Origin of the sequence: Timonella senegalensis JC301, assembly GCF_000312125.1 — a bacterium.
GTDB classification, from domain to species: Bacteria; Actinomycetota; Actinomycetes; order Actinomycetales; family Cellulomonadaceae; genus Timonella; species Timonella senegalensis.
The window spans coordinates 501,383-516,456 of record NZ_HE978643.1 but is presented as its reverse complement, the minus strand read 5'-3'; the positions used below and the strand labels follow the sequence as shown (position 1 = coordinate 516,456).

15 protein-coding genes are annotated in these 15,074 nt (G+C 62.0%); 6 read left to right on the top strand and 9 right to left on the bottom strand.

What is annotated here, in order from left to right; translation table 11 throughout:
* Positions 1–101 precede the first annotated feature (101 nt).
* Entirely contained in the window at positions 102–497 is a 396-nt protein-coding gene (locus tag HGSM_RS10255) for a LysM peptidoglycan-binding domain-containing protein (RefSeq protein ID WP_019148667.1), read from the bottom strand.
* A 196-nt stretch (positions 498–693) separates the two neighbouring features.
* Between HGSM_RS10255 and lexA the strand changes: the two genes are divergently transcribed.
* Positions 694–1,401 carry a transcriptional repressor LexA gene (lexA, locus tag HGSM_RS10250; protein WP_019148666.1) on the top strand — a complete coding sequence of 236 codons (708 nt, stop codon included), beginning with the start codon at positions 694–696 and terminating at the stop codon, positions 1,399–1,401.
* 142 nt (positions 1,402–1,543) lie between these two features.
* On the opposite strand, the gene HGSM_RS10245 is transcribed toward lexA, so the two are convergent.
* The 4 genes from HGSM_RS10245 to hflX all read right to left on the bottom strand — a co-directional run bounded on the left by HGSM_RS10245 (position 1,544) and on the right by hflX (position 6,345).
* Entirely contained in the window at positions 1,544–2,545 is a 1,002-nt protein-coding gene (locus tag HGSM_RS10245) for an L-lactate dehydrogenase (protein ID WP_019148665.1), read from the bottom strand.
* A 63-nt stretch (positions 2,546–2,608) separates the two neighbouring features.
* Positions 2,609–3,454: an ATP-dependent DNA helicase gene (locus HGSM_RS15015; protein ID WP_326550033.1), complete on the bottom strand. Its 846-nt coding sequence runs from the start codon at positions 3,452–3,454 to the stop codon at positions 2,609–2,611.
* On the bottom strand, positions 3,373–4,653 hold the full coding sequence (locus HGSM_RS15010; RefSeq protein ID WP_326550032.1) for an ATP-dependent DNA helicase: 1,281 nt from the start codon (positions 4,651–4,653) through the stop codon (positions 3,373–3,375). Before HGSM_RS15010 ends, HGSM_RS15015 begins: the two co-directional genes overlap by 82 nt.
* A 162-nt stretch (positions 4,654–4,815) precedes the next feature.
* Positions 4,816–6,345, bottom strand: a complete 1,530-nt coding sequence (hflX, locus tag HGSM_RS10235) for a GTPase HflX (protein ID WP_019148664.1) — start codon at positions 6,343–6,345, stop codon at positions 4,816–4,818.
* A 173-nt stretch (positions 6,346–6,518) separates the two neighbouring features.
* On the opposite strand from hflX, the gene HGSM_RS10230 reads away from it, so the two are divergent.
* Positions 6,519–7,181, top strand: coding sequence for a class I SAM-dependent methyltransferase (locus HGSM_RS10230; protein WP_019148663.1), 663 nt, complete (start codon positions 6,519–6,521; stop codon positions 7,179–7,181).
* 10 nt (positions 7,182–7,191) lie between these two features.
* Here HGSM_RS10230 and dapF read toward each other — a convergent pair whose 3' ends face one another.
* From dapF to HGSM_RS10215, 3 genes are read right to left on the bottom strand one after another with little or no spacing between them, the layout of a single operon-like run.
* Positions 7,192–8,160, bottom strand: coding sequence for a diaminopimelate epimerase (gene dapF / locus HGSM_RS10225; RefSeq protein ID WP_019148662.1), 969 nt, complete (start codon positions 8,158–8,160; stop codon positions 7,192–7,194).
* A complete protein-coding gene (gene miaA / locus HGSM_RS10220; protein WP_019148661.1) occupies positions 8,157–9,158 on the bottom strand; it encodes a tRNA (adenosine(37)-N6)-dimethylallyltransferase MiaA in 1,002 nt (333 codons plus the stop codon). Before miaA ends, dapF begins: the two co-directional genes overlap by 4 nt.
* Before the next feature lie 15 nt (positions 9,159–9,173).
* The gene (locus HGSM_RS10215) at positions 9,174–9,884 is read right to left on the bottom strand and encodes a hypothetical protein (protein ID WP_019148660.1); all 711 of its coding nucleotides are present in this window, start codon (positions 9,882–9,884) and stop codon (positions 9,174–9,176) included.
* A 164-nt stretch (positions 9,885–10,048) separates the two neighbouring features.
* Between HGSM_RS10215 and HGSM_RS10210 the strand changes: the two genes are divergently transcribed.
* Positions 10,049–10,495: a type III secretion system chaperone family protein gene (locus tag HGSM_RS10210; RefSeq protein WP_019148659.1), complete on the top strand. Its 447-nt coding sequence runs from the start codon at positions 10,049–10,051 to the stop codon at positions 10,493–10,495.
* The gene (locus HGSM_RS13825) at positions 10,492–11,181 is read left to right on the top strand and encodes a type III secretion system chaperone family protein (protein WP_019148658.1); all 690 of its coding nucleotides are present in this window, start codon (positions 10,492–10,494) and stop codon (positions 11,179–11,181) included. Before HGSM_RS10210 ends, HGSM_RS13825 begins: the two co-directional genes overlap by 4 nt.
* Positions 11,182–11,353: 172 nt before the next feature.
* Here the strand turns inward: HGSM_RS13825 and miaB are convergent, their stop codons facing one another.
* Positions 11,354–12,901 (bottom strand): tRNA (N6-isopentenyl adenosine(37)-C2)-methylthiotransferase MiaB, encoded by a 1,548-nt coding sequence (miaB, locus tag HGSM_RS10200; protein WP_407635112.1) that lies wholly within the window; start codon positions 12,899–12,901, stop codon positions 11,354–11,356.
* Positions 12,902–13,216: 315 nt separating this feature from the next.
* Between miaB and HGSM_RS10195 the strand changes: the two genes are divergently transcribed.
* Positions 13,217–13,987 (top strand): amino acid ABC transporter ATP-binding protein, encoded by a 771-nt coding sequence (locus HGSM_RS10195; protein WP_019148656.1) that lies wholly within the window; start codon positions 13,217–13,219, stop codon positions 13,985–13,987.
* 92 nt (positions 13,988–14,079) lie between these two features.
* On the top strand, positions 14,080–14,943 hold the full coding sequence (locus tag HGSM_RS10190; RefSeq protein WP_019148655.1) for a glutamate ABC transporter substrate-binding protein: 864 nt from the start codon (positions 14,080–14,082) through the stop codon (positions 14,941–14,943).
* Positions 14,944–15,074 lie beyond the last annotated feature (131 nt).

Genomic DNA, 15,074 nt, shown 5'->3' with positions numbered 1-15,074 from the left:
CACAGGAAGGGAGAAGTAAGGTGGCAACTTACTCAAAAGTCGCCGGATCGGGCGTCACCAGGAGCAGACACACCGTCCTGAGAACTGTGCCGCGGAGACCCCTAATCTTCGTATACGGGGAGCAGAATGATCGAGCCTGCCTCAATTGCGGCGCTCGGGAGTTTGTTGAGCTCTACGATGTCGGCAACCACATCCCGGATGTCCCCACCAACCGACATGGACTCGGCAATGCTCCAGAGAGAGTCACCCTGGGCAACAGGATAAGTCTCCACAGGAACAGCGGAGAGTGGCTGGCGTGCCATCGCGGAGGACCCGATCAGGAACAAGCCGAGGGACATCAGGAATGCGAGGAGGATGAGCGTCACTTTGCCGCGACGCGTCAGACGAAGGCCACGCAAGCCCGTGATCCCATATTGGGAACGGAACACACGACGCTCCATTTTGCGGGTCATGGGAAACGCGATCACTGCCGACTGTGCGTTGATTCCTACCGACATGACTTCCTCCAGAACTCCAACTACGGACTCATTCGAACATATGTTCGTTAGAACAAGTGTACGAATGGATTTCGAAAAATCAAGCAACATCCGCGACTCACTCGAACAAATGTTTGAATGCGGGGCGTTTCTTCCCTACTCTTGAACTACGACAGTGAGTTCACCACGAGCCACTGACACTCGATCGGAGGACGGAATGGGAACCGCCATGGCGCAGTTGGATCGCGATTCGCTTACGACTCGTCAACGGGCCGTCTTGAGCACCGTGGAGTCGAGCCTAGCCAAGCGCGGCTATCCCCCAACCATGAGGGAAATCGGCGCAGCTGTGGGCCTCACAAGCCCGTCAAGTGTTAAGCATCAGCTCAAGGTTCTCGAGGAGCGCGGTTTCCTGCGCCGCGACCCCAACCGCCCGCGAGCGATCGAGGTCGTCTCGCCCCTGTCCCCCTCTTCGGAAGTTCCCGGCACCGAGATCCACAACGATTCTGACGCCTCCGTGGTCCGCCCACTTTTCACCCAGGCTGAGGCTAACTCAAGCCGGGATGTGCCACTCGTGGGCCGCATCGCCGCGGGCTCACCAATCCTCGCGGAACAGGACGTGGAGGACGTGTTCACCCTTCCCCGGCAGATCGTGGGTGAGGGAAACGTCTACATGCTCAAGGTTGCCGGTGACTCGATGATCGATGCCGCAATCTGCGATGGCGACTGGGTGGTAGTCCGACAGCAAAACACCGCCGAGAATGGCGAGATTGTGGCTGCGATGCTTGACGGGGAGGCCACGGTCAAGACGCTCAAGCGCAAGGACGGCCACGTCTGGCTGCTCCCTCACAACCCAGCATACGAGCCGATCCTCGGTGACGAGGCGACCATCCTCGGACGCGTGGTCTCCGTGCTACGCAGCCTCTAGCGCGCTGGCTGTCCGGTAACCCGACACGGGCGACCGTGCATCTGATCCGTCTAAAAACAAGAAGGCTGTGGCCACCAGAATCATTTCTGGTGGCCACAGCCTTCTTGTTTTCTGTGGGGACAGCCCCGCCCTCAGTAGGTGGCTAGAAACCGAACTCCCTAGCAACTTGCTTCAGCGATAGCGCCGAAGCCTTGAGTCCGTCATATTCTTCGTCAGACAACGGGATGGGCAGTTGATCCGCCACGCCGCCGCCATATACAACGCTCGGCACGGAAAGGCACACGTCGGACAGGCCGTAGAAGTCGGACAGCAGGGTGGAAACAGGCAACACCCGGGACTCGTCGTTCAGGACTGCCTCGATGATGCGCGAACCCGCGAGCGCCACTGCGTAGTTGGTCGCACCCTTGCCCTCGATGATTCGGTAGGCGGAGTTGATGACCTCGTCGGCGATCGCGGTACGACGCTCGGCGTCCAGTGGTGGGCGGCCGTGCACTCCTGGCCAGTCCAGAAGAGGCACCCCACCAATGGTGGCCGAGCTCCAGAGCGGGAACTCCGAATCTCCGTGTTCGCCCACAATGTACGCGTGCACGTTCTGCACGGCAACGCCGGTCTCGCGTGCGAGGACGTAGCGTAGGCGTGACGAGTCCAGGACTGTTCCGGAACCAAAGATCTGGTTTGTTGGCAGCCCTGAGATCTTGAGGGCTGCGTAAGTCACGACGTCCACGGGGTTTGTCACCATGACGTAGGTGGCGTCTGGCGCCACCTTGAGAAGTTCAGGAAGGATCTTCCCTACCAGGTTGATCGTGGCGCCCGCGAGATCAAGGCGGGTTTGGCCCGGGCGCTGCTTTGCGCCCGCGGTGATCATGACAACATCGGCATCGCGGCATACCTCGATGTCGTCAGACCCAATGACCTCAGCCATTGGCATGAACTGGATTCCGTGGGAGAGGTCGTAGACCTCCGCCTTCACCTTGGCGGCGTTGATGTCGTAGAGCGCGACAGTGCGGGCTGCGCCGCGCATGAGGGCGGCGTACGCCATTGTTGATCCCACGGCGCCGGCGCCAACGATTGCTACTTTCGAGGTTCGCCGACCCGGTTCATCGCTGCGTTCCGCGGGAACGAATGGGTTGTGCTCAAAATACATGCGACTTCCTTAGTAGTCTTGCTTTGGCCACGTGCCGTGACCCCTCCCCACCCACGATAGTGCTTACTGCGCCTCACTGAGACGCTGAAGTGCACCAATTGCGACGTCCTTTTTAGTAGTCGTCCAGAAGTTAGGCATTGAGTTGGTCAAGAACGAGCCATATCTTGCCGTTGCAAGGCGCGGGTCGAGCACTGCCACGACGCCCCTGTCATTGATGGAGCGCACGAGCCTTCCCGCTCCCTGCGCTAGGAGCAACGCCGCGTGCGTCGCCGAAACCTGCATGAAGCCGTTGCCGCCAGACGCCGCAATCGCTCGGGTCCTCGCCGCCTTGACTGGGTCGTCCGGGCGCGGGAATGGTATGCGGTCCATGATGACAAGCTGGCAGGCGGGTCCGGGGACGTCAACGCCCTGCCACAGCGACAAGGTGCCGAACAGGCAGGTCTCCTCGTCTTCGGAGAACTGCGCCACCAAAGTAGGTAACTGGTCCTCCCCCTGTATGAGGATGGGGACATCCAGGCGCTCGCGCATCGCTTCGGCGGCGAGTTCCGCTGCACGTCGTGAAGAGAAGAGGCCAAGTGTCCGACCACCGGCAGCGGTGATGAGCTCTGCGATCGTGTCCAACTGCGACTCGGTTGTAGGCGACTGCCCGGGTGTGGGCAGGTCCTTGGCAATGTAGAGGATTCCCTGCTTGGGGTAGTCAAACGGGCTCCCGGCATCCGTGGCGGACCATGCCCGCGCGACTCCGGTCTCAGGGTTGAGCGAGTGGTCTATTCCAATGGAGCGCGCGACCGGGTCAAACGAGTTGCCCAGGCTGAGCGTAGCCGAGGTCAATACTCCCGTGTGCGTGCCCCACAGGTTTGTGCTGAGCAGACCGTTGACGGAGAGCGGCGCAATGTTAAGGCGCTGCATGCCCTCCTCGGAGTTGAATCGTGGGCGCGAGCACCACAGGACATCCCGGCTGGCGTCGTTGGCGGCAATGCGTTCGGAGATCTCGAAGATCTGCAGCATCGCAGCCTGCGCCACCTTGAGGCCAGTGTCGGTGGATTCGCATCCTTCTTGGGCTTGAGCTGGGTCAGAATTTCGCGCGAGGCGTCTCGGATTGCCTCGACGGCGTACTGCGCCTCCTCTGGGAGACCCTGCGGGAAGGACTGCTCCGGGAGTTCCGCGAGCGCAAGCCCGTAGTTCTCAACGGCGTGGTCGAGCGAACCGGTGGAGACTCCGCCGTTTCGCCGTGCCAAGCGTGCCGCGTGGTCGATCGCCCCGATCGTGAGTTCGGAGGTCGCGGCCGAGGTAACCCTATCGACGAGTTCGTGCGCCTCGTCCACGATGATTGAGCTGAACTCGGGCAGGACGTTGGGCGAACCCGTGGAGAAGATTCCGACCATGGTGTGGTTCGTGACCACGATGTCGGACTCAAATGCGGTTTGCTTTGCGTTGTCGGGGAAGCAGTCGTCAATCATGGGGCAACCAGTGCCAAGGCACTCAAGTTTGGATAGCGAGACCTGCCTCCACGCCTTCTCGCTGACTCCGGGCACGAGGTCGTCGCGGTCACCCGTGTCCGTTTCCTGCACCCACTCATGGAGCCGCTTGACCTGTTCCGCAAGGCTTTCGACACCATCGCCGTCAGTCCCAGTTGCCGCCGATACCAAGGCCGCATCCACTGGCCGTGATTGGTCTGAGTTGTTTGGCAGGTCAAACAGCGCGTTCTGGTCCTCCACCGGGTACCCGCCGTGAACCTTGTGCAGGCACGCGTAGTTGTTCCACCCCTTGAGCAGCGCGATGTGTGGCGCACGTGGGAGCTGGGATTTGAGGGCGTCAGCCACGAGTGGGAGGTCGCGTGTCATGATCTGGCGCTGGAGCGCGAGGGTCGCCGTGGAGACGATGATCCGCTCGTTTGCGGTTACTGATCGTGCGACGGCAGGGACCAGATACCCGAGCGACTTTCCCGTTCCGGTGCCCGCTTGCACGAGGACGTGCGACTCGTTGGCCAACGACGCAGCCACAGTTTGTGCCATGTCCCGCTGCCCCTGGCGTGGTGATCCGCCGAGGGCGCCGACCGCCGTGCTGAGCAGTAAGTCAATGTCCGGTTGGGCAGTTGCTTCACTCACGGTTGGGGAACACACTCCAAGTACGGGTCGGAAGCGCGAGGTTGCGCGGGGTTCATTCTACGTCCCCAAGGGCTCTTGAGCGGCGCCGCGTGCACGTTGTGGAGTGTGACATCCGCGTTCACGGTGTTGATAAACGCGGAACGCGGATGCCTATGGGTGCAGTTATTTGACCGTGTACGGTGCTAGCTCGGTTGCGAGCTCGCCGTCGACGCGCCCCTTGATCGCGGTGCCCGTTTCCACGTGCTCGATAGAGTCGATTTCTCCCTCGAGGTGGATGCGGTTGACCAGCTCGCCGCGCGAGTACGGAACCACTACGTTGATCTGGATGCCCGGACGCGGCAGCGCCTCAGAGATGTACTCGAGGAGTTCCTCAATCCCGAGTCCGGTGTGGGCGGAGACTACATGCACGTTTGACTCGTGGAGCCTGATCCTAGCGATGACTTCTGGGTCGGCCATGTCGGCCTTGTTCAGGACGATCGCCTCTGGGATGTCGCTCACCCCGTCAATGTCCGCGAGCACGTGGCGCACCGCGGCGATCTGCCCCTCTGGGTCAGGGTGGGAGGCGTCCACAACGTGCAGGATGAGGTCGGAGTCCCCGACCTCCTCGAGGGTCGATCGGAATGCCTCAATGAGTTGGTGCGGAAGCGAGCGCACGAACCCGACCGTGTCGGCGAGGGTGTAAAGTCGCCCGTCCGGGGTCTTTGTGCGGCGCACGGTTGGGTCGAGCGTGGCGAACAGTGCGTTCTCCACGAGCACTCCCGCGCCAGTCAGAGCATTGAGTAGCGACGATTTACCTGCGTTGGTATAGCCGGCGATCGACACAGCGGGGATCGCGTTCTTCTTGCGGTTGGCACGCTTGGTGTCTCGTGCGGGCTTCATCGCGGCGATCTCGCGGCGCAGTTTTGCCATGCGGTCGCGGATTCGACGGCGGTCGAGCTCGATCTTGGTCTCTCCGGGACCACGGCTACCCATACCGGCGCCTGCGCCACCGACCTGTCCACCGGCCTGCCTGGACATCGACTCACCCCAACCACGTAGGCGGGGAAGCAGGTACTCAAGCTGAGCGAGCTCGACCTGGGCTTTGCCCTCTCGGGACTTGGCGTGCTGGGCGAAGATGTCGAGGATCAGGGCCGTGCGGTCGATGACCTTGACCTTGATAATGTCCTCGAGCCCACGGCGCTGGGAGGCTCCGAGCTCCCCATCCACAACCACGGTGTCGGCGCCCGCGTGGGCCACGATCTGCGCGAGTTCCTTGGCCTTACCGGAACCGAGGTAGGTTCCTGGGTCCGGGTTTGTGCGTCGCTGGAGGAGGCCGTCGAGAACCTCAGAGCCGGCAGTCTCGGCCAGCGCAGCAAGTTCCCGCAGGGAGACCTCCGCGTCGAGTGCGGTTCCGCGGGTGTAGAGCCCGACCAAGACGACCTTTTCGAGTCGCAGCTGGCGGTATTCAACCTCGGTGACGTCCTCGAGTTCGGTGGAGAGACCTGTCACGCGGCGCAGCGCGCTGCGTTCTTCGAGTTCGAGCTGGTCGCCGTCGTGCGAGGTGTGTCGGGTGGATCCCTCGTCGAGCGCGGTTCCGGCGCGGGCTAGTACACGCTGGACAACATCAAGGGCGATATCGCGCTCCGAGCGTGTGTCATTTTCCCACTCGGCGTCGGGTGAGGGGGTGTGCTCGGGGGACGAATCGTTATGCATGCATTCCTCTTTGGTGTTGGGGTCTTCGGTTCCGCTGCTTCTAGTCTAGGGCGTGGGCGCGTGCGCACCGCATCTTCCTGGCCCTAAACCCTGCGGCGCTCCCCCATCGTGACACTTGTCCCACTGCCTTTTCACGTTTATTACGCGTCAATGGTGTGGCTTACCCTTGAACTGTGAGTACAGGCAACCAGATTCCCCAGAACGATCACTACTTCACGGCAGCACCGGCGTCCCCCGAGGAGCGCCGAACAATTGAGGTTGAGATCGCAGGACGCTCCGTCGAGGTAGAGACAGCTGGCGGAATCTTCTCCCCCGGGCACATCGATGCCGGAACGCGCGTTCTGCTCAAGGAGATGACTGCGCCACCGTCGGGTCACCTTCTCGACCTGGGTTGTGGCTGGGGCCCCATCGCGCTGACCATGGCCACGCTGACGCCGTCAGCGTCGGTGTGGGCAGTGGATGTCAACGAACGATCGCTCGATCTGACCCGTTCGAACGCGCAGAAGCTCGGTCTGTCCAACGTGCGCGCGGTGTTCCCCGATCAGGTTCCGCCAGAGATTCAGTTCTCCGAGATCTGGTCCAACCCGCCCATTCGAGTGGGCAAGGACGTGCTGCACTCGCTCATGCTGCGCTGGCTTCCGCGCCTCGTTCCCGGCGCAAGCGCATTCCAGGTGGTCCAGAAGAACCTGGGCGCGGATTCTCTCCACAGCTGGCTCAACGAGCAGTTCTCCCGCCACAACCCAGAGGCGCTCATGTACGCGGACACCGTGCGTATGGCCTCGTCCAAGGGCTTCCGCGTCCTCGAGACAATCCGCGAGGAACCAGAAGACAACTAGGCTTACTGCGCTACGGTAGTTCGACCTGCCCCGCGGCCACGAGCACGGCGGGGCCAGACAGGTAGACGTTCCGCCCCTCGACCTCGACCTTGACCGTTCCACCCGGGACGTCCACGAGCCACGCGTCGGGCACTGACGAAGCGCCTGCGTCGCGCCCATCGTCCACGCCGGCTCCAACGCCCGCAAGCGTCATCCAGTGGCGAACCGCGAGCGCAGCCGCGCACGCGCCGGTTCCGCAGGAGCGGGTCTCCCCCACCCCGCGCTCGTGAACGCGCATGGTGACATGCCCGGTGAGGTGACCACGATCGTCGATAATTTGGGGGCCCGGGACCACTGCCTCAACATTTGTGCCGTGTGGAGGGACCGGCTCCACCGCAGGTGGGGCCGTGAAGTCAATGCCGGCGAGGTCCTCCAGACTGGCGAGCGCGACCACAGTGTGCGGGTTGCCCATGTCCACTGACAGGGCTGGGCGGGCGTCACTGCCGCCGATACCGGAAAGTCCGCGGATCGCCACGGAGGAGTCTGCCCCCAGGGCGACCTGCTCGGCGGGCGCTGGGAAGGAGTACTCGCCCATGCCGACGCGGAACCACTCGCCGATCTTCTCGATTGTGCGCAAACCAGCGCGCGTGCCGATCGGCACGCGGACTCCGGGCACAAAGGTCACAAGCCCGAGTTGCTCCAGGTAGGCTGCGAACACGCGGACGCCGTTCCCGCACATCTGCGCGATCGAGCCGTCCGCGTTGCGGTAGTCCATGAACCACGTGGCGCCCGGCTCGGACTCGAGCACACGGCGGCCCTCCTCCACCTCGATGGAGCGTACGACCCGGATGACTCCGTCCGCGCCGAGGCCCGCGCGGCGATCCGCGAGGAACCGCACCACGTCATCGCTCAGTTTAACGGGCAGGGTGCCGTCCGAATCGTCGAGCAGCACAAAGTCGTTCTGCGTGCCGTGGCCCTTGGTGAAGTCGAGGGAAGTCATGAGCCCAGACTACGCCGCACGGGCCCCTCGGGCTGCGGTGTGATCACCCCATGGTCAGCGCGTTCGACGGCCTCTAGCGCGGCGCCCAGTACGTCTGAGGACGCGCCATCGAGCCACACGATTCGTGGGTCGCGCCCGAACCAGCCCATCTGCTTGCGGGTGAGTCGGCGCGTGTTCGTCACGATCTGCTCGCGCGCCTCATCGAGGGAAATGTCCCCGGCCAGGTGCGCGAGCACCTCCGCGTATCCCACGGCGCGTGCCGCTGTACGGCCCATGCCGAGTTCGGCCAACCCCTTCACCTCGTCCAACAGGCCGCGTTCAAACATGATGTCCACGCGCTTCTCCACGCGCGCGTCGAGAGCCGCGCGGTTGTAGTCGAGGCCGATTGTGAGCGCAGGGCGCACGTACTCCTGCTTGGGCAGGTTCGCAGAGTACAGGTCTCCCGTCAGCTCAATGACCTCGAGCGCGCGGATCATGCGGCGCACATTTGAGGTTCCAATCGACTCGGCCGCGGCGGGATCGGCGCCCTTCAGTTCGTTATACATCGCGCGGGTGCCCAGGCGTTCAGCCCGCTCCTCAATGCGCGCACGGACCTGCGGGTCCGTGCCTGGGAAGTTCATGTCGTCGAGCAGCGCGCGTACGTACAGCCCTGATCCGCCTACCACGATGGCCCGGTCGCCTGCAGCCGCGATGGCGTCAAGATCCGCCCTCGCACTGGCCTGGTACGCGGCGACCGATGAGTCCTCGGACACGTCGAGCACGTCGAGTTGGTGGTGCACGACCCCTCGTCGCTCCGTGTCCGTGACCTTTGCCGTGCCGATGTCCATGCCCCGGTACAGTTGATACGCATCGGCGTTGATGATCTGGGCGCCCGGGGTGCCAGCGTTGGGCCTAGTGGCGGATAGTTGGGCGGCTGAGCCGCCCAGTGCGAGCGCCAGCTCAACCCCAAGGTCCGACTTACCCGTGGCCGTAGGGCCCACAACAGCAACAATGTTCACCGCAACAACTTACCTTTAGCGGCCCACGGCCGCGCATTGATTCTCGACGATGTGGTCAATCTCGCGCTGCGCGTCCAGTCGGTCCCCGGCGAGTGAGTCGGGTAGATCCCCATCTACTCCCCGCCTGCCCGTTGCAATAAGCACTCGGGCAGCGGATGAGGCTAAGTCCGAGAGTAGTTCGCGTTCCCCCGCGTCGAGTTCCCCTGCAATGGTGACGATCTGAACAGGAATGCCTGCAGTGACGGGGGAAGCAGCGCGCGAGGCAAGGAAGCGCACGACCTCATGTCCGACGCTGGTTTGGAGGCTCGCTGCGAGTATCTCGGGCTGGTCCTCGATCGGGTCTTGGGTCGGGGCTTGAGCGGTGAGCTCGCCCGGCGCAGCAAACACACCGAGGGCACCGTAAATGGGGGCAAAGGACTGCGCAACCCAATCGTCGAAAATCAGTGAAACAGGCTCCGCCAAGCGAGCGCCGGAACGGCGCAACGAGAGGCCGCCGGACTCGGCAATCACAACGAGCGAGTCCGCGCCTACGAGCCACGAACGAAACTGGGCCACGAGCGCATCGCGATCCGCACGAGCTCCATCGATCCGGCCGGACACTCCAGGCAGGAGCACTGGCGCGGCATCAACAATGAGGAACTCCCCGGTAGCACCCGCCACACGAAACGGACTCGCACTCTCACCCACCACGACGAACTCCCTTGCGTAGCCAACTGGTCCCTCCATTAAACCCGCCCACGGTCACGTTCACGGCGAACGCGCCCGCAATTCGGGCGACCGGTAAAAGCCGAGTAGTCTAGGAATACAACCCGAACATGGCCCGCACGTACCGGTTGTCGCGTTTCACCGCGCGCCCTCCGCTACCCACCGGACTAGAGAATGGGAGCACAATGGACACGCACACCGCGCCCGTTCAGGTCACAGGAGACCTGATCGTGGATGCGCTTGCCTCACAGGGAATCCGCTACTTCGTGGACAGCGAAGGCGAGATCGGCTGCCTCGTGGGCAACCGCGTATTCCTGTTCATGCGCTTTGGGAACCAGCGCGAAGTCATCCAAGTCCGTGGCTGCTGGAACCGCGTGGCCACGATCGAGCGCGCAAGTTTGATCCTCGACTTCTGCAACAAGTGGAACTTCGACATGGTCTGGCCCAAGGCCTACTACCGCGTCCGAGACGACGGAGTGATCTCAGTGTTCACTGAGGTATCGCACGACTTTGAATTTGGCGCAACCGTTGAACAACTCGCCGAGTTCCTGATGAACGGACTCCGCGCGGGTGACCACTTCTTTGACCGGCTCGACGAACGCTTCCCAGACCCGTTAGGAAAGCCCGCATGAACCCCCTGAAGTGGTTCTCTAAGCGAACCGAAAAGACGCCTGCCCGCGATCCCCACAGCCAGTGGCGCTCAACCGGCACGCCGTCCTCCCCCGATTCTTCGGCGGGCACACCGGCGGGTTCAGAGTCTGGGGCTGCGGACGGTAACGTGTTGGGTGACAACCCTGGGATCGGCCTCGTGGACAACCTGAAGAAGGCAATCCTGTCCACACCCCCCGCTCCCAGTGCCAAGTTTGGCCAGGACGCCCCAACTCCTGTGGACCGCGAACGAGTCACCGACTTCCTCACAGCCAAGGAATACAAGTTCACGCTTGACGATAACTCGAACCTTTTTGGGATTTGGGACGGCAACCCGTTCTGGTTCATCTTCCTCGGCGAAAGCAAAAGCTGCTTCCAAGTACGATCACGATGGAAGCGCGAGCTGAGCGAGTCAGCACGAGCAAGCGTGCTCTACGCGGTAAACGATTGGAACCGGGACAAGATCTGGCCAAAGTCCGCTGTGTTTGTGGACGAGGAGCAGCACCACCTCCAGGTTCACGCCGAAGTCTCTTTCGACTTCACCGCTGGCGCTACAAAGCCACAGTTTGAGTACGCGTTCGGGTACGCCATGGACACGTCCATGCAGTTCTACGAATACATGGAGTCACGTATCTCCCCCGACTGGCAGGGCGAAGCCGAGCAGGACTAGGAAGTCCCTGGCGGCGCGATCACGCGATCTAGAGTGGGCCGCGAGGCCACTCGCCGTTGGGTGCGGCGTAGTTATGTGTGGCCGTGCAGCTGCAGTTACGTGCGGCTGCAGTTACGTGCGGCTGCGGTTACGTGCAGCAATGAGGCCGCACGTTTTGTAGGTGCCGGGACCCTTATGCGTTGCCGCGCAGGGACGGCAGACCCAACATGACTGCGCCGGACTCCGAACGCTCCGGTTGATTCTGGTGCGAGTGCTCCTCCGCAATGATGCCCAGGCGCGTCTTCTCCCGCTTAGCCCACGCATCCCCCGCACGAGTCCTGCGCACCGAATATGCTCCACCCTCCACAGCCGAGTCTGCGACAAGGTGATACGGGGCGCCCTTGGTGACAGTCACAGTAACCACGTCGCCGGGGCGAGGTAGCTCGCTGTCCATCTCGTCCGCTAGGCGCGGATCAGCGGCACTCGTGATGTCCGAGGCTGCGACAAGTGCGGCCACCCGGGCTGGAACGGCAAGGTGCACGAGGCGGTTGTCCTCAGCTCGTCCCGTCAGTCGATGGGTCTCGCCGTCCTTTCGGCCAGCCCCCTCTGTGACAAGCACATTCACCGTGGTTCCCACGAGGTTCTCTGACTCGGTTGCGGAGACCCTGTCCTGGAGCGCCATGAGCCGCTCATAGCGCTCCTGGACAACAGCCTTGGGGATCTGGTTGTCCAACTCCGCCGCCGGCGTGCCAGGACGCGGCGAGTACTGGAACGTAAATGCCGAACTGAAGCGCGAGGCCTCAACGACTCTCAGGGTCTCTTGGAAGTCCTCTTCGGTCTCCCCCGGGAAGCCCACAATAATGTCTGTGGTGATGGATGCGTTTGGCAGCTTCTCGCGTACCTTGTCCAGGATCCCAAGGAACTTGGCCGAGCGGTACGAGCGGCGCATCGCGCGCAGAATCTTGTCCGAACCGGACTGGAGTGGCATGTGGAGCTGAGGCATGACGTTCGGGGTCTCGGCCATCGCGTCAATGACGTCATCCGTAAACGCAGCAGGGTGAGGGGACGTGAAGCGCACGCGCTCGAGGCCCTCGATCTCACCGCAGGCGCGGAGCAGCTTGGCAAACGCACCGCGGTCCCCAAACTCAACACCGTAACTGTTGACGTTCTGGCCAAGCAGCGTCACCTCGATAGCGCCCTGGTCAACGAGAGCCTGGACTTCAGCAAGGATCTGTCCTGGGCGGCGGTCTCTCTCCTTGCCGCGCAGGTGCGGAACGATGCAGAACGTGCAGGTGTTGTTGCATCCCACGGAGATGGAGACCCAACCGGCAAAGACCGACTCGCGCTTGGTAGGAAGCGTCGAGGGGAAGACCTGGAGCGACTCCGCAATCTCTACTTGCGCCTCCTGATTGTGGCGGGCACGTTCAAGCAGCGTAGGAAGCACATCAAGGTTGTGCGTTCCAAACACCACGTCCACCCAAGGCGCCCGCTCAACAATGGTTGAGCGGTCCTTCTGCGCGAGGCAACCGCCCACAGCGATCTGCATTCCCGGTCGGTTCCGCTTAATTGCGGCGAGCTGACCGAGGTTTCCATAGAGCTTGTTTGCCGCGTTCTCGCGGACTGCGCAGGTGTTGATCACGATGACGTCGGCCTCGTTCCGGGCCTCCTCATCGAGCGTGGCCTTGCGGTACCCAGCCTGCTCGAGCATTCCCGACATGTGCTCCGAGTCGTGGACGTTCATTTGGCAGCCGAGCGTCTTGACTACGTACGTGCGGGTTGCGGAAGTGGCCGAACTGGACTGTGCGCTCGTCGGACGATCACCCTGCTGGCTAGCAGAGGAGTCAAAGGCGAGTTCAGAGATTCCAGGGGCATCAAGGGCCACTGCGCCGGGCAGGTGTGGGAAAGGGAGATTAGCAGACATCGTCACCAAGAATACGTCCCCCGGCTCGGCAACCCCAATTCGCAGGAGGCCTGCATCAACGCCACGCACCGACCGTTGCAATACTGTAACAATCCTTGAATAGCACATTACTCAGTTTTGACTTAGATTTGCTCCATGACAGAGATCGAAAAGGTGACCGAGGCCACGCGCGACCCGCTTGTTGTGCTCGACTCGGTCAACAAGCACTTCGGAGACCTCCACGTCCTCAAGGACATCAACCTCACCGTCAACAGAGGTGAGGTCGTTGTTGTGATCGGACCTTCCGGTTCCGGAAAGTCCACGCTGTGCCGTACCATCAACCGCCTCGAAACGATCGACAGCGGAAGCATCTACATCGACGGGAAAGAACTTCCCTCCGAAGGCAAGGCGCTAGCCAACCTTCGTGCCGACGTAGGTATGGTCTTCCAATCGTTCAACCTCTTTGCACACAAGACGATCCTCGACAACGTGACTCTTGGGTTGATCAAGGTCAGGAAAACCCCAGTATCGGTAGCCCAGGCAAAGGCCCGGGTACTGCTCGAGCGCGTGGGCGTCGCCAACCAAGCTGCAAAACTCCCTGCCCAGCTATCGGGAGGGCAACAACAGCGCGTCGCCATCGCACGTGCGCTAGCCATGGAACCCAAGGTCATGCTCTTCGATGAGCCGACCTCAGCACTCGACCCAGAAATGATCAACGAAGTCTTGGACGTCATGATCGCGCTCGCCAAGGGCGGCATGACCATGATCGTCGTTACTCACGAAATGGGGTTCGCCAGAAAAGCCGGAGATCGCGTGGTCTTCATGGCGGACGGACAAATCGTCGAAGAAGCAACTCCCGAAGATTTCTTCACCAATCCGCGGTCCGAACGGGCCAAGGACTTCTTGGCGAAGATTTTGGAGCACTAGACAACCCGCAGTCGCTCGTGCCCAATTGCACCAGACCCCCACCCGAAAGGCTGCCCCGACTAGCACCACGAACAACACTAAGGAGAAGCACCATGCGCATGAAACGAACACTGCTCTCAGCGATCGTTGCCAGCACGCTCGCACTCGCAGCGTGCTCCAGCGGCGGAGACGACCCCGAGGTCAAGGACGTTGACGCGAGCAAGTTCGAGGCCGGAAGCACCATGGCCAAGCTCGCTGACGCTGGAAAGATCACCGTAGGAACCAAGTTCGACCAGCCACTCTTTGGCCTCAAGGCACCAAGCGGGGACCCAGAAGGCTTTGACGTGGAGATCGCAAAGATCATTGCCGGAGAACTCGGCATTTCAGCTGACAACATCGAATGGGTCCAGACGGTCTCCGCAAACCGTGAGCCATTCATCGAGCAGGGCCAGGTCGACATTGTCGTCGCAACCTACACCATTAATGACGACCGTAAGAAGGTCGTCGACTTTGCAGGACCGTACTACGTTGCCGGTCAATCCCTGATGGTCCTCAAGGACAACAACGACATCAAGGGACCAGACGACCTTGCAGGTAAGAAGGTGTGCTCCGTTGACGGATCCACCCCGGCAAAAAACATCCTCGAGAACTACCCAGACGCAGAACTGGTAACCCTCGACACCTACACCGACTGCCTCGACCCGCTACGTAACAAGCAGGTTGACGCCGTCACCACCGACAACGTGATCCTCGCGGGCTACGTTTCTCAAAACGAGGACGAGTTCAAGCTTGCTGGCGATCAGTTCACTGCGGAACCATACGGAATCGGCCTCAAGAAGGGCGACGACGCGTTCCGTGCCTTCATTAACGACACCCTCGAAGCAGCGTTCACCGACGGACGCTGGGAAGAGGCGTGGAAAGCTACCGCGGGAACGGTCCTCCCCGTTCCTGATGCGCCAACCATCGACCGGTACTGACGGCACTAGGTAGCCACCTCCAATTGGCTACCGCAGATGGAAACTATGGGTCGAGGCGGCCGCGCAATGGTGCGGCCGCCTCACCCCGCATCCCCATCAGCGCCCGATGTTTCCTCTCCACGACACTCACT